Genomic DNA, 18,729 nt, shown 5'->3' on the forward strand with positions numbered 1-18,729 from the left:
AGGGCAGACGTAGTTTATAGGGTCATTGATACGCTTCCCTCTGTTAATTGTACCCTGTTATATTTATAGCACTTCATAATAATGCCTCCTGAATTTGATGGATATAGTTTATCATACATTTATACGTACAAGTAAGCTTGAATTCCAACTATATAATTGTTATAACAATTGAATAAGATGATAAGGAGAGAATTTCCATGGATAGGATGAATGACATGGAACGAAAAGTAACCAAATTTGGTAACAGCTTAGGTATCACCATGACTGACGCTTTAAAACAAATAGGATTGGATCAAGGCGATATTGTCAACATAGCTGTTAACCCTGAATCGGGAGAAATTATCATTAAAAAATCAACAAAGGTTTCATTGCCAGAAGGGGTTAGCTCAGATTTCATGAGTACCTTGACAGATGTCATTGAGGAATATGATCAAACACTGAAAGGACTTAAGGACAGATGACCTCGAATCGTTTTTTAACTTCCAAGAAGTAATAGCTATTAATGTGGCTATGATACAACGCTACAGTCCCGGTGAACAAATAGGAGTTAAAGAACTGGGATTACTTGAATCATCTGTCCATCGACCTCTAACTTCTGTATTTGGCAAAGACGCTTATCCAACTATCTTTGAGAAAGCGGCGGCTTTGTTTGAATCACTTGGTCAAAACCACCCCTTTCACAATGCAAATAAACGAACTGCTTTCACAGCACTGGTAATATTCCTCCATTATAATGGCCTTCATTTTAAAATGAATACAAAAAAAGCTGAAGATTTTACGGTAGATATGGTCAATCATCAGTTTAATTTTCAAGAGATCGCTTCGATTATTGAAGGTCACTGCCTTACGATTCATGCTTGACAAGCAAAAACACCATCCTCATGAGGATGGTGTTCATTATGGTGGAGGTGCACCGTGGCTTTCCGAAGCTACAATTCGCGACCACAAGGTGAATTGGTGATGTTTGTAGAAGTTGCTAAAACGATTAAATTGACTCCATCTTCAATAATATATGTTTATCCAGCAGTGCTTTGAGCTTAGCCTCCTCTTCACTTCCTGTTGTTGGAAAACGATGCAAGGCAACGCCATATTTTTCGAAAATCTTTTCTTTCTTTTTATCTCGTTCTAGTTGCTTCGGATTATTTTCATGAAAAGCAAAACCATCCACTTCGATAGCAAGGACCGGAGAGTTATCAAACTTATAGTAAATAACAAAATCAACCGATGCTCGGTATAGCACGAACCGCCGTTCCTCTTCTTCTAATATGTTAAGATTAGGAAATAAATTCATAAGCAACACCTGATTAGCCAGCCGGAAATCTTTATAGCGGGAATCTTTTAAAATCGTATCTAACAAAGCATGCATAATGTTCTCACTTTTATGTCGCGAGCTTTGATATTGCCCGACTTTCTCTCGAAAATCCCTAAGTTTGTTCGAGTAATCTCGATACAGTAAGTCAAAGATTGAGATAATCTCGCTTTCCACCACATTGGGATCTAGCGTACTATATTCCATATATCTCATTAAATCGCTGATTTCATTCCCGTATTTTCTGAATGCTCTTCGATCTGTCACCAGAATAAATTGGTTCTGAGCACGCGATACAGCCACATTGATCTTACAAGGATCATTCACAAATTTCATTCCCATTTTTCCCGATCGGGTCTGATCTAGAACCGTAGACATAATCATAGTTGATTTTTCACGACCTTGATACTTATGGATAGTGTCGCTCTCAACCATCACATCAAATTTCTTAGAGGCTTTATCGGCCTGGTGCCGATAGGGCGTAACCACTCCAACTTCAGTATGGCCGACTGAAGCCTCAGCCACCATACCTTTGAGGATTTCCTTCTCAATTATATCCAATTCCCTCTGATTAAACTTTCCCTTCCTTCCATCTCTCATATGATTACCCTCGACCGTTCCATAAATTAAAAGGGGATTATCCGTTTCATTCGCATGTGTGAAGACAATCAATTCCCCGTTATAATACTTTTTATTACAAAACTCAATGATTTGTGGATGGCAGCGATAATGTTCCCTTAGCATCACTTTTGGAATAGAATCGCCATATAAAGAGAGTAGCGAAGAAAGGATATTATGCTGAAAATAATTATACGCTTCATTTACCCCATCAAAAAGTTCTCGTTGCACTAATTCCTTGATCTCTGAATCCACGATTTGTGGCAATTGCTTAGTATCTCCAACAATAATCGCCCGTCTGCAGCTGGATAAGGCTAAAGCTCCCGTCAACAAGTCAACCTGGGAGGACTCGTCAATAATACAATAGTCAAATAAATAATTAGCCGGGATGCTATTACGCAAGGAATGAGTGGTGCTTAACACAATCGGATAATGCTCTATAAAAGAACCAAAATGCTTCCTGTCCATATATGTTTTCTCATCACACGTTAATTGTTGACGGTTATGATACTTTTCATATAATTTATGCCGAAAGAGCTTAGTCGAATAGTTCTGATGCTCATCCATTAAATGCTGATAGGAATGAGCATTTAATTCACGGTCGATAGCATCAATTTGTGAGTTCAATGCCTCAACCTTGAGATTATAGAATTGACGCTGATAATTCAATATCACTTCATGCCCTTGATCCTTTAATAACTTAAATCGAGTAAACCCATACTTGAAAAACAGCTTGAACTTATATAAAAGATAGTCTTCAGTCCCCAACTCTACTGCTAGAAAGCTATCCTTCATAAATTCCAAAATTCGCTCTGGCGTCTGTCGGTAAAAGGACAATTTGTGTAGCTGCTGCACATCCTTCTGGACATAAAAATGCTCAAAATGCTCCTGCTCCAAAAGAAATTCCGCCAGCTTCTGTTTGAGAACAGCTCTTTCACGATCCAGTTCCATTAAGCGGCGAATGCTGCTATCCAAGCTAGCCAGCTTTTCCTTAATCTCGAACACTGGCTGCTCACTTTGCCAATCCGCAACATTCCATGTTGGAAGTTTACGAAAAAAATCTTTTTTATTGGACTGGTTACCTAAACTAGCGGCAAAGAAGTCGTAACCTTCCCGCTCAAGCTTCTCACGGACATTCTCAACTGCTGCATTATTTCCTGAAACTACGGCCACAGTCTTACCCTGTATTACAGTTAAATTGGCGATTATATTCAAGATTGTCTGAGTTTTACCTGTACCCGGCGGCCCTTCTATGATACTGATGGTGCTTTGCAAGGCTTGATGGAGCGCACTCTTCTGACTGAGATTGTGCCGAAATGGAAATATGCAGCTAGAATCAATATCACTGCTACTGTGAATAGGATTAGCATTAAGGTAATGGTTCAATACGCTATCAGGGTGAATGAATGTTAGCTTAGAAAACTCTCTTGACAGAAAAGCTTCTTTATCCCCTTGACCCTCTTCATTCTTCACATGTTTCGAAATAGTCCTCCAATACTCCATAATAGATTTCGCTTCTGTGTACTGGATGCCACAACTTTTAATCTCGATACGCTCGCTTTCATAGGATCGAACAGTTCCATTTGCAAAATGCACTCTTATTCTAGGACCGAAATCGAGTATTCGAGTCACATTAAAAAAGGGATAACCGTCACAAAAAACCGCCATGCCCTCCATTATCTTGACGACTTCGGGATGCTCCAAAATAACTATGTCTGCAGGATTATAGTTATAATCCTGCGATGAGTTATTATAGAAAATTTTAACCTTGGATTTTATATATTCATATGAAGCAACTTGCTCTGTCTTGTCTTTGCCTCGAATTATAATTAAATACTTTTCAATATCCATCTCAAACCTCTATATTGTATTAGGATTATCAGCAATATAGCTGACTTCTACGTTACCCAACGTAATTCCTGCTAAAAAACCTGGGTTCAGCTACCTAAGAGATAATCATCACGGCTTTAATTTTCCATATTTATATAAGGATCAACTTAGATTGTAGAAAATTTTGGAAAAATGTAGTACTATTGGAGTGAAATTTAATTAGGAGGTTATTAGATTGAAAGAATCAGTAAAAAAACAATTCTATAAAAAATGGTGGGTTGGTGCAGTTCTTATTATTGTTATCGGAATGATTAGTGGTTGCAGCGTTGAAAGTGGTGAAACGAAAACCGTACCCGTTAATAAATCAACTACCAGTACACCTGAAGTAAAAGATAGCGAACTAAAACAGGATGAGCCTGTGAAGGAAGAACAAGATAGTTCCGTTGCCGATGATAATGTACCTAAAGAATATATATCTGCACTGAACTCAGCTGAATCCTACTCAAAAACAATGCACATGTCTAAGACTGGAATTTTTGAGCAGTTAACATCTGAATATGGCGAAAACTTTTCTGAGGAAGCTGCGCAATACGCAATCGATAATTTGAAAGCTGACTGGAAAGAGAATGCTTTGAAGTCTGCTAAAAGCTACTCCGATACTATGCACATGTCTAAAAAAGGCATCTACGAGCAATTGATCTCTGAATTTGGCGAACAATTTACTGCTGAAGAAGCGCAATACGCAGTCGATAATTTAGAAGCTGACTGGAACGAAAATGCTTTGAAGTCTGCTAAATCATATCAGGATACAATGGACATGGCGCCTGAAGCGATCAGAGAGCAATTGACCTCTGAATTTGGCGAGCAATTCACCGCTGAAGAAGCGCAATACGCAATCGATAATTTAGATAAATAAGCCTATTCTGAAAAAACTCTGACTATAGCGGTCAGAGTTTTTTCATAGCTCCTTAATCCAACCATCCCTTGCTGCGTGCGATATCTATTGCCTCGATCCGTGTATTTGCCCCGAGCTTCCCAATCGCCTCTGACATGTAGTTTCGTACCGTTCCATAGGATAGAAACAGCTTTGCTCCAATATCTTGAAGAACTAAGCCTTGGGCAGCCAACTTCATAACCTCACGCTCCCTGGGTGATAATGGACATGGATCATCCCATACCGCGAGCGACAATTCTGAATTGATGACACGTTTCCCATCATAGACCCGACGAATCGCATCAGCCAGTTCGTCGCTGCCCGTATCTTTAAGAAGATATCCATAAACTCCTGCTTGCATAGCTCGCTGGAAATATCCAGGACGCGCGAATGTCGTCAGAATGATTACACGACAAGCTAACTTATTTTTTTGAACCAATTCCGCAATATCTAACCCCGTTTTCAGTGGCATCTCAATATCCAAAACAGCTACATCTGGTTCATATTGCTGAATCATGGACATCACTTCTTCCCCATTTTCAGCTTGACCGACTACTTCAATATCATCTTCTAACGAGAGTAAAGTTGCCAGTGCTCCCCTTAATAATTTTTGATCTTCTGCCAAAACAATACGAATCATCTAAGCTCTACCTACCCTTTCATTTCGTATTACCCTAGGTATATGTAAGGTGACTTCTGTCCCTTTGCCTGAGGACGAAGATAGCGACATGCGTCCGTCGATCATAACCAACCGTTGCCGTAATCCGGCAATGCCATTACTGCTAGTATAGAATTGTTCCGTATCTGCCCCAATACCGTCATCACGTACAGATACACGAACTTCCCCTTCCTGAATATTTAGATGAACGTTGCACTTTGTTGCTCGGCTATGTCGAACCACATTAGTAATCGTCTCGCGAAAACACATCGCCAAAATCGTCTCCTGCAAAGGTGTTAAAGGAAGCTGATTGCTCACTAAAGCGTCTTCCATCCCTACATTAGAAGCTCTGGGATCTGAAATCGATTGATATTGAAATAAAAGCGATATGCCCGCAGCTGAACATAACGATACAGCATGCTTATATTCGTCAGCGAAATAGGTGACTTTCATCTCCGTAACCAATTCACGCATTTGTTTCAAGGCTGCTCGTGCCGTTTCTCGTATTTCACGAGCCTCTTCTATCGCTCGCTCGGGATGACGATTGACCAATTTCTCAACGACCTCCCCTTTTAGTGCGATTAATGACAGCGTATGCCCCAATGTATCATGTAATTCACGCGCTATCCGCTGGCGCTCCTCCTGCTGTGCCATTCGTTCAGCAGTTTCTGCCCGCAACCGAGCAGACTTCTGTTGAAACCTGATCGACGTTCGAATAATATACGGCAGAATACAGATTCCAAACATTGGCACCAGCCCTACCCATAATAGGATGCCCATCCGATCCAAGTAAGGAACAGCGATAAATCCCATAGCTACAGTAAAAACAATCGTTATAGAGAGTAATATCGGCAGCTTTTGTTTGCTAAGCGGAACAGCTATCATAAAACCTATAAATGTATACATAGGGTGAAATACAGCTGCTAAAATTAAAAGTATACCCACCTGAACTATCAATATTGGCGTAGCCCACTTTGCATAAAAGTAGGATTGTCGAAACAATAGAACAAATATGCCTAACAGAACAAAGCCAAGCCACTGTATACCTGGTGGCTCATAAAGTAAAAAGTACATAGGGATTATTAAATTTGTTAACAAAAAATAAGGGGCGACTCCTTCCGATTTTGGAAAGAGACGCCAGTTCTCTCTATTCAATTAAACCGCATCCCGTCGATTATATATATAGATTGATAGTAGCATAAAGAAGAGACCGCATCCTGTCAAAATTATGAAATCAATACTTGCTGGAGTTTTTCCGGCGATCATATTCCATGCCCCGTTGGCGTAACGGTGAGACGGAAGCCATTCCCCGACCGAGCCCATCCAGCTTGGCAAAGTACTAAGCGGCATCCATAGCCCTCCCACAATGGCAAGCCCCATCTGTAATACATTTCCGATTGCAACGGAGGTATTCGCATTTTTAAGCGTTCCTAACAAGGCACCAAGCGCCAGAAAAGATATGCTGCCAATCCATAACCATAATCCGCATAAAATCCATTGCCCGGCTGTCAATTGTATATCATGAACAAGGCCAGCAGATAAAAATATAACAACAATTACGATCAAATGAACAGCCATTTGCGATACAATTTTGCTGCCAATCCAGACTGCAGGAGACAGTGGAGTTAGCTTCAACAAGCGTACCCACCCGTCTTGATGCTCGAACGATAGACGGATACCGAATTGAGATACGGCTGTACCAATCAAACTGAATGCAGTCATCGACATCAATGAAAAGACACCCCAAGTTGTCGATTGAATCGATTTGTCCACCCCATTCATACTCGCAAATAAAAAGTAGAAAGCAAGCGGCATCGCAATAGAGAATAGTAAGAAAAATGGACTGCGGATAATTCGTATACTTTCTGCTTTGGTCTGTGCAACAAACATATGTAACATAGCTAATTTCCTCCTAAAAATGTTCTTTATCGTATAGTCGTTGATTTATGTGTACCTGTAAGAGTTAGGAATGTATCCTCCAAGCTGGCAGATTGTATATCAATATCTGAAATTCCCCATTCAGACTGCATCAGTGTAAATAACAATTCATCGGTCTCCTGGGCATAAAGACGAATTCGCTCGCCGTTGCACTCTACCTTTTCTACACCAGGTAATGTGAGCCATTCCTGCTGGGCTGGCGCGTTCGCCGCTCTAAATGAAACGGTTCTAAGCGTTGTTTGTGCTTTTAAACGTTCCGGAGTCCCTTCCGCAACAACCTGTCCACTGGCAATTACTGCGATATGATCTGCGACAGCATCCGCTTCCTCTAAATGATGTGTCGTTAAGAGCACAGTACGTCCGTCATTTGCCAACGCTTGGATGGTGTCCCAAAAGCGACCACGAGCCTCGATATCCATTCCTACAGTTGGTTCATCAAGCAGGAGAAGCTCTGGATTCCCCGCCAAGCTTTGGGCAAAAGCTAATCTACGGCGTTGTCCTCCAGACAGGGAGGATGCGCGCCGTTTCTGATCAGCGTGGAGACCAGAAATGTCTAACAATCGCTCTAGCGACATCGGATTACGATAATAACTGCGGAACAATTGAAGCACTTCCTTGACCGTAAGTCCATCTGCCGCTTTAACATCCTGCATAAGCGCTCCGACGCGTTGCCGTAATTCTTTTGTTCCAGACGGAACCCCCAAGACCTTAACTTCTCCTGATGTTGGCGTGATCAGTCCGAGTATCATAGAAATGGTTGTCGTCTTGCCTGCCCCATTCGGTCCGAGCAGTGCCGATATTTGACCTTTCTCAAATGAGAGATTCATATGATCAACGGCACAGTAGTCGCCGAATTTCTTCACTAGATTTATACATTCTATCGCCTTTTTCATTATATATTAACCTCCGCTAATTTCTTCTTTCGTTACTTGATGTCCTCATTATATTGAAAAAGCGCGAGATTCAATTAGTGTGGGTTGTCACAAGCCGATTATGACAAATGTCAGAAAAAAGAAAGCAAAAAAAGAAGGGCCTCTAGACCTCTACGGGTGTAGTTACGATTTTTATGTCACCGATGCAAGCCATATTATGGTAAAATAATCCTGACCGATCATAAATATAACAAGGATGGTGTACGATTTGAAGTTGCTCTCAAGAAAGAGAGAATTTGAAATATCAGGAACTGGAATCAGTAAGGTTGAGATATTGTACATTGGCGGGATTGAACAATCCATATTAATACAAGCCGAGCATATTGACAAACCTGTGCTTCTATTCCTACATGGAGGTCCAAGTATGCCGCTTCCAGGTGTAAGCTGCAGATCTCGGGATTATACGGTGGCAACTACCACTAAGGAACTCGTTCAACATTATGTACTTGTGTTTTGGGACCAGAGAGGAACAGGGAAGTCCTATCACCCAAGCATCCCTACAGAATCAATAAAACTCTCTCAGTTCATTTCTGACGCAGAGGAGCTTGTAGATTATCTCAGGAAACGTTTTAACCAAAATAAAATAGTTATTGCCGCACATTCGTGGGGAAGCATTATCGGTCTAACCCTCGCAGCAAAAATACCTGATAAATTACATGCTTACATAGGAATTTCTCAGATTGTAGATTGGCCTGAAAACGACCGATTATGTCGGGAATGGGCAATAAATGAAGCAAAAAAGAACGGGCACAAAAAAGCTGTTGATGAATTGACTCAATTAGGAGAACCACCCTACACCGAAAGCTTCAAGCAATGGGGGCAGTTGAGAAAGTGGTTAATGAAATATAATTCCATGATCTATAAAGATAAAGAGATTCAACCTCCCAGCCTTTTGGATGCTGTAAAGATTATGCTTCACTCACCTGATTATACGCTTAAGGACATTTACAATTCATTTTATAAAGGCTTCCTATTTTCTTTCACACAACAAATGATCCAAGATTTTTCTACGGTAAATTTTATAAAGTCCTCTAATAAAATCGAGATACCTATATACTTTATTCATGGTCGTAAAGATGTTCATGTTTACGGCAGTCTTGTTCAAACATATTTTGATCATTTGAATGCGACGAAATCGAAACATTTGTTCTGGGTTGAGAAGTCTTCGCATATGTTTCACCCTGACGATGCAAAAGAGATTGAAAATATTCTGATCAAGCATGTTGGTGCTGCTATTGGCAAATAAGATAATACTTTACCTTTTTCGCACTAATCACAATTTTAATACCAGCAAAATAAACGAATCTCTTCGATTCCTGTAGAGACTTTAGTCGGTCAAAACAACAATTTAAACCCTTGACTAAGAATCGCGTTTTTACATTGACCGATGTCTGTATTTAGCTCTAATGATACGCCAACAAAGCTGATAGTCTCGAAATATGAACGAGTTGTACAGCAACTTAATCGTCTGCTCATCAATCCAGACGGCACGCGACCGCTCGACTTCTCGCCAAGCCCGATGTTTACATGGTGTTAGTTTTTGACCATCCATATTGAATACCGTTATCAACGGTTCCTCTCCGTCATGAAAATGATTATGATTCATCGATCTCACAACATCTGTACGACATGCTCTGGCCTATAGTATTAACATATAACAAAAACACCATCCTCATGCGGATGGTGTTCATGATGGTGGAGGCGAACCATGGCTGTGCAAATCCACAATTCGCCGCAATATTTTACCAACTTCAAACCTGATTTGTCATATCTCTAAGTGCAGTTTTTCCCTTAGTAATACTATAAGCTCCTTTGCAGACTCAGTGGCTTGCTCTAATGAAATAGTTAATCGATCTGTCACCGAGATAATGTCTTCATGATTTTCAGGTGTTTCGAGTACCTTCCTAATATTTAAATCAGTTGTCCGTATTATTTCTGCTTTATTCATCAACCGGAGTATTGCACTCATTGAATAATGTGCTGCCCTTAGTGTACGGATAATTTTCAATCGCTTTATTTCCTTCGCTGTATAGGAGCGTGATCCATTTGAAAGTCTAGGGACTGTCAGCAAGCCATTCCGTTCCCAATTCCGAATAACCTCAGATGAAAGGTCCAGTGCCTGAGCAGCCTCTTTTCGTGTATACGTTTGAATAGATGCAGATTCTAATCCACCCATCCACTGCTCCGAAAGCTCAATAGCTTCTAATGCCCGATAATATTCTTTTTCTAAATGTGACAGATAGGCTTGTGCATATTCCAGTGCTTGAGCAAAATCCTCTCTACCGCTAGCTTCTACAATAGCTCTTGCCTTTTCCCGAATGAGTCCCTGCACAATTTCACAACGAAATGCGACTCTAGCTACTTTTAGTTGAAATAGATGCACGTCTGAATAAATGCGGTAGCCATTCTCGCCTCTCGGAACAGATGAGATATATCTCCAGTCTTCATAAATCCGTACGGTGTTGGGATGTACCCCAACTAATGCTGCGATTTCTTTGGTTTTGTACATCCCGTAACCCTACTTCCATTTAAAAAATTTGAACGCCCCAACCAAGCTGATAACCGTACAAATACCTAATATTAACATGGGCACCGCCATACCTGCCATGGCTTCACCTGTAGTTACCATTTTTAATAAATGAATACCATGTGACAAAGGTAGGATATCCATTATCAATTGAACGAAGCGCGGCATCACTTCATATGGAATCGTCGCACCTGAGAACAATAACATGGTAAAGTAGGCAACAGAACTCCACATATTCGCTGCCTTTTGATCAGGTACGACACTGCCAATGAAAATACCAATACTGTACATGGCTACAATAACGAATGCATATACACTCAAAAACATAAACCAGGAACCTGCTAATCGATAATCAAAAAATAAATAATACACAAGAGTAACACCAACGAATGAAACAAGGGCAGAGGAAAGCTGAATTAGACCTTGTGCAAACAAAAGCTGTAAAGGCGATACTGGCGTCACTTGGAAGCGTTTCAGAATGCCCCGGTGCCGATAATCAGCAATCGTTAGCGGTAGACCCATTACACCCGTTGCAAGTACGCCAATAGTTATAACAGCCGCGTAAGATAATTCGAAGTTAGAAGAGCCTGACGATGCCTCTTTGCTAAGCAAGTAACCAAACAGAACTGCCAAAATGATCGGAAAGCATATACCGAAAATCAAAATATCAATACCTTTCCATACGAGCTTACCTTCGATTTTCAAAAGTGCAAACATTGTACTCATTCCCAGTGTTCCCCCTCACCTGCAAAAAGTAAATATGCGTCTTCAAGCGTTGTTTTCTCACTTGCGATTAACGCTTCCTGAATTGTTCCATGAAAGACAGTTTGCCCCTCACGCAAAATTAATATCTCATCGCATAACGCTTCAACCTCATCCATGTAATGTGATGTCAGAACTATTGCCAAACCATTTTCTTTCATTGTTAAAAGCTGCTTCCACAGCATACGACGAGCCTTAGTATCAAGCCCTGTTGTCAGTTCATCTAAAAACACAAGCTTCGGTTCAGGAATGAGGGCAAGCAGTACGGCTAGTCGCTGACGCTCCCCACCAGAAAGCAATTTAACAAGTTGCTTTTCCTTACCTGCCAACCCAAAGGTTTGTAGTAAAGCAGGTAAGTCAGCCGATTTTCGATAAAGTGCTTGCCACTGTCTGCATGCTTCGGAGACGGTTAATTTATCTTGGAAATTGGTTTCTTGAAACTGCACTCCTACTTGTTGAAATACCTCCTTTCGATTGCGTACTGGCGATTTACCAACTATACCAAGCTCATCATGAGTGCTTTTTTCAATACCGAGCACTGCAGCAATTGTTGATGATTTTCCTGCTCCATTCGCACCTAGTAATCCAAATACATGCCCAGGCTTTACTTGAAAACTAATCCGATCTACTGCCGTTTTCTGACCATACGTAACCGACAAATTTTCAACCTTCAGTACCACGTTCTAACCTCCTAAATTAATCTTAGGACGTAACTATAACAAAAGAGCTATAGGGTGGTGGCATAGTGGAGGGTTTGAATCGTTGCAATTCTAATTGACTATTCGAAACTTGCACAATTTACATTGGCATTTCATATTGGAATAGCAAAAATCCACAACCTCTTGCGGTTGTGGATTTACATGGTGGAGGCGAGCTTACACTGTTAAAAACCCTGTCAGTTAGGTATATAAATTTGAAGCTTGGTAAAAATACGATTAAAGCCAAAGGATGATCATTAGGTTTTTAATTTATTCATTCTATAATTCATATTCTAAATGCAAAAGCTGCCACATTAAATGTAGCAGCTTTTATAGTTCTCATTGCGCCACATGCCAGTTGCAATGATCGCAATGCGCATGAATATGTTTATTCCCGTTCCAGTCACAAAAATATTGAAGTTTCTTCTTTTCGCACATTGGGCATTCAATCGGCTCGCCATCTGGATTCCCGTCGCTCTTTTCATATATCTCAAGTACCCTTTCAGATACTGTTGTAAAGGCGGCTACCATCTTTTCAATTTCTTCCTCGCTAAATTTCCTTCTCATTAAAAACCCACCTTTCATCATTTGAACGGAACCATAAATACATTCCGCTCTTTATCCCACTTAAGATACTGTTCTTTGACTAGCCAGTTCACCGCATCTTTAACTTGCTGCTCACTCCGCATAGATCGCTGTGCAGTGAGCTTTACGTCAAGTCCAAACCATTCATACCTATGACTGTGAAACAGCACCGTATACACTTTGCGAATGGTATCGTCTCGTATTCCTAACATGGCTCATCGTCCACCTCTATGCTTTGAATATCTTCTACAGGAAACCAATCATCGCCCACTCTAAAACGTCCATATAAGCGGCTGACACTCTCCACCACTCCAACAACGCGCAATTGCTCAAACGGATCATACAAGTTGATGCAAAGCGGAACACGATGACGCATTGACTGCTGCAGCGCTCGATTGATCTGCTCCAGCTCATGGTCTGCCAGCTGCTTACGTGGCATGCGCTGCTGCTCAGCTGCCCAATCATTGAGCGCCTGGACGTGTTCAGGCAGCATCATGCGAGATGATTCCCAAACGCCATTTCCTTCTAGCTTGCCTGCCATTTCCGCAATACCTCCATATCTACTACACCGCTTTTGTTAAACGTCCTCACGCTCTTAGCTTGATAGCAATACGCCTTAAAATGTGTATCTCCTGCAGCAAGCACTTTGACATTGCGGATAGATATATTGCGCTTATTGTCAATATAAATAAGTTGAACGTCCTTGCCAATGTAGTTTTGCATACGTATCACCTCATCATTCGTTTGAAGCTATTATATACGAACACTTGTTCTGTTTCAAGTTAAAAAAAGATCCCACTTCTCTATTCAGTGGGATCTTTTTTGTTTATTTTTTCTTCAATCGCCGTAATGATGAAGTCATTTAGACTCATCCCTGCGCGCTTGGCAGCGGCTTCATACACCGCCTTACGCCCTTTAGGGGCATAAGGGTATAGTCTATCATAATTGGCGGCATTGTATTTGTTTTTGGCGCGTGTTGCTGCTGAACCTTTTTTCTCTTTATCCATGTAATCACCTCTGTATTATCATACTCCAAAAAATATACTAACGCAAGTATAAAAACACTTGACAATATACTCACGTGAGTATATAATTAAAGTATAGAAAGGAGGTGAGAACAATATGGATAATTTAACGGCTAAAGCATTTGAAAAAATGCAAAAAAGAGAACACCTCCTGCGAGTGTTACGCGACCAAATGGGACTTGGACGCATTTCGCGGGAAGTGTTCCGGCAAGAAGTTTCAAAAGTCGTTGAACGTTACGCACTAACGGACAACGAACAGCGCGCTTATGACCTGCATAACAAGATCACTGATCAGCGCAAAAGCAAGTAAAGTGTTGGAGAGGGTTAGCGGCCCTCTCCTCCCAATCTTAACATAAAAGCTTTGATTAATAAACTGGGAGGGCTTGAGTATGGCTCATATCATTAGTTTCACTGCTGCTAAGCAACAACGTGAAGATGAACAATTACTTGACGATTTTAAAGGGTTTTTAATTGAAATTATGCAGGAAATGACTACTGAAGAAAGAATGGAATTACTCAACTGCTTTGAGCAAGGAGACGTCGAGAAATATCTTTCCATTACTCAGCCGATTTGGAATAGAAAGGTCATTCGAGAAATTAATTCGGGGAGGGTTCACTGATATGGATAACTTGGGATCGATGGTAAAGGTACTGTCAAAAGAGTCCGCAAAAGATTATGTTCTAAACGTCTTACACATGGATAAGGTTCGATCGCTACTTTCGCCTGACACTGATTACTGGTTTTTCAAAGGGAAAAACGAAAACGGTGATTGGATGGAGATCAGAATTGAACGCAAGCCTAATAAACACAAATTACATAACGTTTCAGAAAGAAAATGGGAAGCATTAAGCGAAGGTGATTTTACATGGATAGATGCTCTTCCAGAATGGAATATTGCACCTTCTGACGATGTAGACAGTTACTTGCCTAAAGAATAAAATCGGGGCTTTAGCCCCTTCAAGGAGTGATTAACTATGAGCAGACTAAAGCAGTTAAAACACTTAGACTACGCCGTATATGGCAATCTGATCGTACCTATGCTGATGTTTGACGCAATATCCATCATGGACATATTCGACGATAACGAAGGCGGCAAATGTCGGATTGTGAGCCGCCGAAGAAAAAATAAATCCTACAACTGAATCTTGCAACCAGTAATTCTATAGCCCCTCTAATTTACAGAGGGGCTATTTGTCTCTATTTTACGCGCTGTACAACATCAGATATTTCACAGTCTAGCACCTCGCATATGCGGTCAATAACCTCTAATGCGACATAATCATCTTTCCATAGTTTTGACGCTGTTCCTGGCGCCAAGCCTACCATTTTTGCAAACTCAGTTTTTGCTAAGTCTCGCTCTATCAATAAATGTCGCAGTGGCTTATATGTTATCACGTCATCACCTCACAAATCTTGTAACTATAATACACAATGTTGGCGATAATTTCAACTTCTTGAAAATAATTTCGCGAACATAGTTGACAATAAATTCGTGATGTTGTATATTAATTACAAGAAGTTGAATATATTTTCGAGATGATGATTAGAATGAAGGTTTACGTTAATGGTAAGTTTGAAAAGTTGGAGTTTAATTTCAATGGTGTTAACTGTGCGCAAGATGTCATCGGTAATCAGGACGGCTTGCAATTTTTTCACTATAACGAGGAGGTCGATGCTTATGAGTGCGATCAAAGCACCTTCGATTACTGGAAAAAGGCACTTGCAGATCACGAGGAGCTGGAAGAAAAGAAACAAGAACTAATCACGATTTACGGCTCCGAAATTGTTTATGCTGCAATTAATGAAGCAGGTGATTACGACTTTGATGATCAACCTGCGGTTTACATCGCAGCACTGGAAGAATTACAAAAAGAAAAGCCCCACCCGGCAGAGTAGGACTTATGAGAATAGCAGAGTTGCCCCTCTGTTATTCTCCCCCATTATAACATATGGAGGATATGATGATACAGTACGAGGACGATTTTTGCAATTGGCTCAAAAGTGACAATTTAACGGATGGTACGATCCGTAACCTCCGTTTTGCATTTGTAGAGTTTGCTAGGTTCTGTTTGGAGATAGGTGTTGATTTTGACACATTATCCGTTGATGTTAGCCGGCAATATATGATTCGCCTCAATGAACGTCCGAGCTACCAGAAACCTAATCAGTTGTTATCTAAAAGTACCATCCTTAAGCATTTTCAATTTTTAAAAAAGTTGGAACGGTACTTAAATGAAAAAGGTCTATATATCGGAATACTGGTAGGTGATATACGCCGACCTCAACCTCGTAAAACAGTCATTAACGGGTTCACTGCTGAACAATTGCAGGCTATTATCGATGCCGTAAGAGAAACTAGGAAGGACGAGTATTACAGAGATCGCATGACCCTAATCCTATACTTACTAGCATCGACAGGGTTGAGAATTGGTGAAGCCTTACGACTCAATATTAGTGACTTTGATTTCAAATATCGCGTTATGCTCGTTCTTGGAAAAGGTGATAAAGAACGAATCGTTCCGTTTTCTCCAGAACTGCGCGAATTACTCCAAATCTACATTCAAAAATATAATCTGAACAAAGATGATTTATTGTTTGCATCACGATATGGCAAGCCTCTGTCACCAGCAACTATTCGTGATGCATTACGAGTTGCTAAAAGACGGCTTGGCACTAAATACAACATCGATCAGATGCGAGTTAGCCCGCATACGTTCAGGCATACTTTCGCAAAACTTTGGGTGGTCAATGACGGCAATCAAATCGCATTAAGTCGGATTATGGGGCATGAGTCTATGGCCATGACCAATAAATATGTGCAACTATGGAGCGTTGATTTAACTGATGCATATGACACATGTAATCCTTGCAAAAATATAAAAATATCTATGGAGTGATGACCATGGCTAAACTAAACGAATATTTGAGAGGTCTTATTGCGGGTAAGATTATGACGATGGCTGCGTCAGAGCTATACAATGCTGCTAAGCTCTGTAAGTCACTAGAAATTTTAGCGGACTGTAATGATGCTTATGATTTGGAGTTTGTACAGCGTTCTTTTGATTCTTCTGATGAATGGGAATATGCGGACTTAAAAACGGATAATTTGTACTATGTTTGCGTTGAGTTCCCTGATGGTAGGCATTTACCTGTACCGATGCTAGCGGCAAGAGATTACGATGGAGATAAAGTAAGAGACAGGAGTTTTTCTCATGGTATACAGGGGGAGATGATTGAGTATGCAATTAAGCATATTAGACCATTCCGTCGAGCAGCCATTAAAGCTATGGCTCAGTATGCCGTAGATGAACGTAAATATTACTTTATGCCCCACCAACCAAGTCGATGGTCATAAATTCAGAAACAAAGCCCCTCCTTCTTGCAGAGGGGCTTTGTTCTGCTACTTTAGCAGTGGTTAGTACACCATTATATATCTACATTGGTACTTTGCTTTTCTAAGGCATCGCTTCTTTCTTTTCTGTTCAAAAACCACAGAAAAGACTTTTTGTGTATTGAATAAATAAAGTAGCATGTCCACAATAAAGGTAATATCCACCAAAGACCATATATGGAAAGCCTAAGTGGATAATTGCTTAATTCTAAAGCGGAACCAATAAGACTGATTAAAACGATGATTCCATAGGATAAAGTCATTACTGGGTATCGCGCTATTAAGGACGAGTTATCATCTTTTGAACTACTTAAATTTTTATCTGTAAGTTTTGCAATGGAATTTACCAGAAAGAATAATATCAAAATAACCGACGAAGCACCGACAGAGCTAATGATCAGCAACTTACCTATACTCATATTTTGAGCATTATTGAATAAGCTTGTGAATCCCTGCATTGCCCCAAACGAACCTAAAAGAATAGCTGCGAAAATACCTAAAATGCTAATGAATTGTGTTGTTGCCCCTTTAACATTCGAGTTAAGTTTACTCAACTTTTTTTCAAGCTTTTCCAGGTGTTTTAACTGTAGTTCAAATTCTTCTTGTTGTTTTTTGAATTGAGCATCAAGTTCCATGCTTCGCTCATGAATTTTTAATATTTCCTCAGCCTGTTGTTTATAGAGATAGTTCTTTTGCTGTTGTGCAAGTTCAAAATGTGCAACCATTTTAAGGAATTTATTAAAATTGTCCGAAACTTCATCCTCGCAATATGCTTTATACTTATCTTGAATTGAATGAACCATATATAACAGGTCATGGGATTTATTTTCGTATACAAATTGCGTGATCACTGGATATGGAAGCATTACAATGTCTAGTGTCTCGATTATGTCATGCAATCGTATAATGAGATCATCCAAATTGTCTAACTCATCTACAGGTATTTTACTTATAACACCTTGGATTCTTATTAGTACATCCATAAGTTGTGTGTTAATGTTTACTTCATCTTTATTCACTAAAGTCATTTGCTATATTCTCCAATGAATATACTACTTTCTCTTGTCTGGCTATCTTTTCTTTATTGTTCCACCACGTGCTGTGCTCATGACTTTCCTCAACCAAAACATTTATATTTTCGTCGAGATATTTTATTATGTGCTTATCAAAATCTTCATAATCTACATCGTAATTGCCATCTGAAAAAATCGGGTATCTACCAAAACCAGAAAATCTAAAATACTGAGACCTCACTACAGGACCGTAGGTCCAAGCTTCAAATGGTTCGTCGTACATACGTCTAAGTTGAGGAGTAATTCCATTTTCTATGATAAAATCACCGACTGCAAAATACATAATTTTTTGTAATTGCAAGTTACTGATTCTGTCTCCTTCTAAATTGGCTACAGCAATCACATGATCGGCAAATTTTCTCATGCTCATAGACAATTCCTCCTTTATATGTATTTTTGCGAACAACCGTTCTTAGTGTTACCATAATTATTGCATAATAGGGTCATT

General features: G+C 40.1%; 27 protein-coding genes. 10 read left to right on the plus strand and 17 right to left on the minus strand.

The features are described 5' to 3' along the window. Positions 1–14: 14 nt before the first annotated feature. A complete protein-coding gene (locus KJS52_RS27985; protein ID WP_444980916.1) occupies positions 15–77 on the minus strand; it encodes a tetracycline resistance efflux system leader peptide in 63 nt (20 codons plus the stop codon). Between the two features lie 120 nt (positions 78–197). Between KJS52_RS27985 and KJS52_RS16690 the strand changes: the two genes are divergently transcribed. Beyond that, positions 198–461, plus strand: a complete 264-nt coding sequence (locus tag KJS52_RS16690; protein ID WP_213517343.1) for an AbrB/MazE/SpoVT family DNA-binding domain-containing protein — start codon at positions 198–200, stop codon at positions 459–461. Between the two features lie 49 nt (positions 462–510). After that, on the plus strand, positions 511–861 hold the full coding sequence (locus tag KJS52_RS16695; RefSeq protein ID WP_213517605.1) for a type II toxin-antitoxin system death-on-curing family toxin: 351 nt from the start codon (positions 511–513) through the stop codon (positions 859–861). Between the two features lie 124 nt (positions 862–985). Here the strand turns inward: KJS52_RS16695 and KJS52_RS16700 are convergent, their stop codons facing one another. Then, on the minus strand, positions 986–3,778 hold the full coding sequence (locus KJS52_RS16700) for a DEAD/DEAH box helicase (protein ID WP_213517345.1): 2,793 nt from the start codon (positions 3,776–3,778) through the stop codon (positions 986–988). Between the two features lie 214 nt (positions 3,779–3,992). Between KJS52_RS16700 and KJS52_RS16705 the strand changes: the two genes are divergently transcribed. Next, on the plus strand, positions 3,993–4,673 hold the full coding sequence (locus KJS52_RS16705; protein ID WP_306433585.1) for an Ltp family lipoprotein: 681 nt from the start codon (positions 3,993–3,995) through the stop codon (positions 4,671–4,673). A 52-nt stretch (positions 4,674–4,725) separates the two neighbouring features. Here KJS52_RS16705 and KJS52_RS16710 read toward each other — a convergent pair whose 3' ends face one another. From KJS52_RS16710 to KJS52_RS16725, 4 genes are read right to left on the minus strand one after another with little or no spacing between them, the layout of a single operon-like run. Next, the gene (locus tag KJS52_RS16710; RefSeq protein WP_213517347.1) at positions 4,726–5,331 is read right to left on the minus strand and encodes a response regulator transcription factor; all 606 of its coding nucleotides are present in this window, start codon (positions 5,329–5,331) and stop codon (positions 4,726–4,728) included. Further along, complete coding sequence (locus tag KJS52_RS16715; RefSeq protein WP_213517349.1) at positions 5,332–6,504, minus strand: sensor histidine kinase; 1,173 nt, start codon at positions 6,502–6,504, stop codon at positions 5,332–5,334. Then, positions 6,505–7,248, minus strand: a complete 744-nt coding sequence (locus KJS52_RS16720) for an ABC transporter permease (RefSeq protein WP_213517351.1) — start codon at positions 7,246–7,248, stop codon at positions 6,505–6,507. 26 nt (positions 7,249–7,274) lie between these two features. Continuing rightward, the gene (locus tag KJS52_RS16725) at positions 7,275–8,180 is read right to left on the minus strand and encodes an ABC transporter ATP-binding protein (RefSeq protein ID WP_213517353.1); all 906 of its coding nucleotides are present in this window, start codon (positions 8,178–8,180) and stop codon (positions 7,275–7,277) included. A gap of 247 nt (positions 8,181–8,427) precedes the next feature. Between KJS52_RS16725 and KJS52_RS16730 the strand changes: the two genes are divergently transcribed. After that, complete coding sequence (locus tag KJS52_RS16730; protein ID WP_246563677.1) at positions 8,428–9,465, plus strand: alpha/beta hydrolase; 1,038 nt, start codon at positions 8,428–8,430, stop codon at positions 9,463–9,465. Between the two features lie 519 nt (positions 9,466–9,984). On the opposite strand, the gene KJS52_RS16735 is transcribed toward KJS52_RS16730, so the two are convergent. From KJS52_RS16735 to KJS52_RS16770, 8 genes are all read right to left on the minus strand, one after another. Beyond that, positions 9,985–10,728 carry a MerR family transcriptional regulator gene (locus KJS52_RS16735; RefSeq protein ID WP_213517361.1) on the minus strand — a complete coding sequence of 248 codons (744 nt, stop codon included), beginning with the start codon at positions 10,726–10,728 and terminating at the stop codon, positions 9,985–9,987. Positions 10,729–10,737: 9 nt separating this feature from the next. Then, positions 10,738–11,472, minus strand: a complete 735-nt coding sequence (locus KJS52_RS16740; protein ID WP_213517363.1) for an ABC transporter permease — start codon at positions 11,470–11,472, stop codon at positions 10,738–10,740. Then, positions 11,469–12,188 carry an ABC transporter ATP-binding protein gene (locus KJS52_RS16745; protein WP_213517365.1) on the minus strand — a complete coding sequence of 240 codons (720 nt, stop codon included), beginning with the start codon at positions 12,186–12,188 and terminating at the stop codon, positions 11,469–11,471. The genes KJS52_RS16740 and KJS52_RS16745 overlap by 4 nt, the downstream gene beginning before the upstream one ends. Before the next feature lie 357 nt (positions 12,189–12,545). Beyond that, the gene (locus KJS52_RS16750) at positions 12,546–12,773 is read right to left on the minus strand and encodes a hypothetical protein (RefSeq protein ID WP_213517367.1); all 228 of its coding nucleotides are present in this window, start codon (positions 12,771–12,773) and stop codon (positions 12,546–12,548) included. Positions 12,774–12,790: 17 nt separating this feature from the next. Next, complete coding sequence (locus KJS52_RS16755) at positions 12,791–13,003, minus strand: hypothetical protein (RefSeq protein ID WP_213517369.1); 213 nt, start codon at positions 13,001–13,003, stop codon at positions 12,791–12,793. Continuing rightward, positions 12,997–13,332, minus strand: a complete 336-nt coding sequence (locus KJS52_RS16760; protein WP_213517371.1) for a YolD-like family protein — start codon at positions 13,330–13,332, stop codon at positions 12,997–12,999. The genes KJS52_RS16755 and KJS52_RS16760 overlap by 7 nt, the downstream gene beginning before the upstream one ends. Then, on the minus strand, positions 13,317–13,514 hold the full coding sequence (locus KJS52_RS16765) for a hypothetical protein (RefSeq protein ID WP_213517373.1): 198 nt from the start codon (positions 13,512–13,514) through the stop codon (positions 13,317–13,319). Before KJS52_RS16765 ends, KJS52_RS16760 begins: the two co-directional genes overlap by 16 nt. An 80-nt stretch (positions 13,515–13,594) precedes the next feature. Further along, positions 13,595–13,798 carry a transcriptional regulator gene (locus tag KJS52_RS16770; RefSeq protein ID WP_213517375.1) on the minus strand — a complete coding sequence of 68 codons (204 nt, stop codon included), beginning with the start codon at positions 13,796–13,798 and terminating at the stop codon, positions 13,595–13,597. A 115-nt stretch (positions 13,799–13,913) separates the two neighbouring features. On the opposite strand from KJS52_RS16770, the gene KJS52_RS16775 reads away from it, so the two are divergent. From KJS52_RS16775 to KJS52_RS16785, 3 genes are all read left to right on the plus strand, one after another. Beyond that, positions 13,914–14,126: a hypothetical protein gene (locus KJS52_RS16775; RefSeq protein ID WP_213517377.1), complete on the plus strand. Its 213-nt coding sequence runs from the start codon at positions 13,914–13,916 to the stop codon at positions 14,124–14,126. Between the two features lie 79 nt (positions 14,127–14,205). After that, positions 14,206–14,436, plus strand: coding sequence for a hypothetical protein (locus KJS52_RS16780; RefSeq protein WP_213517379.1), 231 nt, complete (start codon positions 14,206–14,208; stop codon positions 14,434–14,436). A gap of 1 nt (position 14,437) precedes the next feature. Next, positions 14,438–14,755, plus strand: a complete 318-nt coding sequence (locus KJS52_RS16785; protein ID WP_213517381.1) for a hypothetical protein — start codon at positions 14,438–14,440, stop codon at positions 14,753–14,755. 259 nt (positions 14,756–15,014) lie between these two features. On the opposite strand, the gene KJS52_RS16790 is transcribed toward KJS52_RS16785, so the two are convergent. Then, the gene (locus KJS52_RS16790; RefSeq protein ID WP_213517383.1) at positions 15,015–15,212 is read right to left on the minus strand and encodes a helix-turn-helix domain-containing protein; all 198 of its coding nucleotides are present in this window, start codon (positions 15,210–15,212) and stop codon (positions 15,015–15,017) included. A 153-nt stretch (positions 15,213–15,365) separates the two neighbouring features. Between KJS52_RS16790 and KJS52_RS16795 the strand changes: the two genes are divergently transcribed. The 3 genes from KJS52_RS16795 (at position 15,366) to KJS52_RS16805 (ending at position 17,172) form a co-directional block, all read left to right on the plus strand. Continuing rightward, positions 15,366–15,713, plus strand: a complete 348-nt coding sequence (locus tag KJS52_RS16795) for a hypothetical protein (protein ID WP_213517385.1) — start codon at positions 15,366–15,368, stop codon at positions 15,711–15,713. A gap of 65 nt (positions 15,714–15,778) precedes the next feature. Next, positions 15,779–16,714, plus strand: coding sequence for a tyrosine-type recombinase/integrase (locus KJS52_RS16800; protein WP_213517387.1), 936 nt, complete (start codon positions 15,779–15,781; stop codon positions 16,712–16,714). 5 nt (positions 16,715–16,719) lie between these two features. Then, on the plus strand, positions 16,720–17,172 hold the full coding sequence (locus KJS52_RS16805) for a hypothetical protein (protein ID WP_213517389.1): 453 nt from the start codon (positions 16,720–16,722) through the stop codon (positions 17,170–17,172). 71 nt (positions 17,173–17,243) lie between these two features. Here KJS52_RS16805 and KJS52_RS16810 read toward each other — a convergent pair whose 3' ends face one another. Continuing rightward, positions 17,244–18,236 (minus strand): hypothetical protein, encoded by a 993-nt coding sequence (locus KJS52_RS16810; protein WP_213517391.1) that lies wholly within the window; start codon positions 18,234–18,236, stop codon positions 17,244–17,246. Continuing rightward, the gene (locus KJS52_RS16815; RefSeq protein WP_213517393.1) at positions 18,220–18,651 is read right to left on the minus strand and encodes a Panacea domain-containing protein; all 432 of its coding nucleotides are present in this window, start codon (positions 18,649–18,651) and stop codon (positions 18,220–18,222) included. Before KJS52_RS16815 ends, KJS52_RS16810 begins: the two co-directional genes overlap by 17 nt. Between the last annotated feature and the right edge of the window lie 78 nt (positions 18,652–18,729).

The organism is Paenibacillus montaniterrae, assembly GCF_018403185.1.
Lineage (GTDB): Bacteria > Bacillota > Bacilli > Paenibacillales > Paenibacillaceae > Pristimantibacillus > Pristimantibacillus montaniterrae.

What these genes read in the sequence shown, in the direction of transcription:
- KJS52_RS16690 (WP_213517343.1), top strand. Translation starts at nt 198, where the DNA reads ATGGATAGGATGAATGACATGGAACGAAAAGTAACCAAATTTGGTAAC.
- KJS52_RS16695 (WP_213517605.1), top strand. Translation starts at nt 511, where the DNA reads ATGATACAACGCTACAGTCCCGGTGAACAAATAGGAGTTAAAGAACTG.
- KJS52_RS16700 (WP_213517345.1), bottom strand. Translation starts at nt 3,778, where the DNA reads ATGGATATTGAAAAGTATTTAATTATAATTCGAGGCAAAGACAAGACA.
- KJS52_RS16710 (WP_213517347.1), bottom strand. Translation starts at nt 5,331, where the DNA reads ATGATTCGTATTGTTTTGGCAGAAGATCAAAAATTATTAAGGGGAGCA.
- KJS52_RS16720 (WP_213517351.1), bottom strand. Translation starts at nt 7,248, where the DNA reads ATGTTACATATGTTTGTTGCACAGACCAAAGCAGAAAGTATACGAATT.
- KJS52_RS16725 (WP_213517353.1), bottom strand. Translation starts at nt 8,180, where the DNA reads ATGAAAAAGGCGATAGAATGTATAAATCTAGTGAAGAAATTCGGCGAC.
- KJS52_RS16735 (WP_213517361.1), bottom strand. Translation starts at nt 10,728, where the DNA reads ATGTACAAAACCAAAGAAATCGCAGCATTAGTTGGGGTACATCCCAAC.
- KJS52_RS16740 (WP_213517363.1), bottom strand. Translation starts at nt 11,472, where the DNA reads ATGAGTACAATGTTTGCACTTTTGAAAATCGAAGGTAAGCTCGTATGG.
- KJS52_RS16750 (WP_213517367.1), bottom strand. Translation starts at nt 12,773, where the DNA reads ATGAGAAGGAAATTTAGCGAGGAAGAAATTGAAAAGATGGTAGCCGCC.
- KJS52_RS16755 (WP_213517369.1), bottom strand. Translation starts at nt 13,003, where the DNA reads ATGTTAGGAATACGAGACGATACCATTCGCAAAGTGTATACGGTGCTG.
- KJS52_RS16760 (WP_213517371.1), bottom strand. Translation starts at nt 13,332, where the DNA reads ATGGCAGGCAAGCTAGAAGGAAATGGCGTTTGGGAATCATCTCGCATG.
- KJS52_RS16765 (WP_213517373.1), bottom strand. Translation starts at nt 13,514, where the DNA reads ATGCAAAACTACATTGGCAAGGACGTTCAACTTATTTATATTGACAAT.
- KJS52_RS16770 (WP_213517375.1), bottom strand. Translation starts at nt 13,798, where the DNA reads ATGGATAAAGAGAAAAAAGGTTCAGCAGCAACACGCGCCAAAAACAAA.
- KJS52_RS16775 (WP_213517377.1), top strand. Translation starts at nt 13,914, where the DNA reads ATGGATAATTTAACGGCTAAAGCATTTGAAAAAATGCAAAAAAGAGAA.
- KJS52_RS16780 (WP_213517379.1), top strand. Translation starts at nt 14,206, where the DNA reads ATGGCTCATATCATTAGTTTCACTGCTGCTAAGCAACAACGTGAAGAT.
- KJS52_RS16785 (WP_213517381.1), top strand. Translation starts at nt 14,438, where the DNA reads ATGGATAACTTGGGATCGATGGTAAAGGTACTGTCAAAAGAGTCCGCA.
- KJS52_RS16795 (WP_213517385.1), top strand. Translation starts at nt 15,366, where the DNA reads ATGAAGGTTTACGTTAATGGTAAGTTTGAAAAGTTGGAGTTTAATTTC.
- KJS52_RS16800 (WP_213517387.1), top strand. Translation starts at nt 15,779, where the DNA reads ATGATACAGTACGAGGACGATTTTTGCAATTGGCTCAAAAGTGACAAT.
- KJS52_RS16805 (WP_213517389.1), top strand. Translation starts at nt 16,720, where the DNA reads ATGGCTAAACTAAACGAATATTTGAGAGGTCTTATTGCGGGTAAGATT.
- KJS52_RS16810 (WP_213517391.1), bottom strand. Translation starts at nt 18,236, where the DNA reads ATGACTTTAGTGAATAAAGATGAAGTAAACATTAACACACAACTTATG.
- KJS52_RS16815 (WP_213517393.1), bottom strand. Translation starts at nt 18,651, where the DNA reads ATGAGCATGAGAAAATTTGCCGATCATGTGATTGCTGTAGCCAATTTA.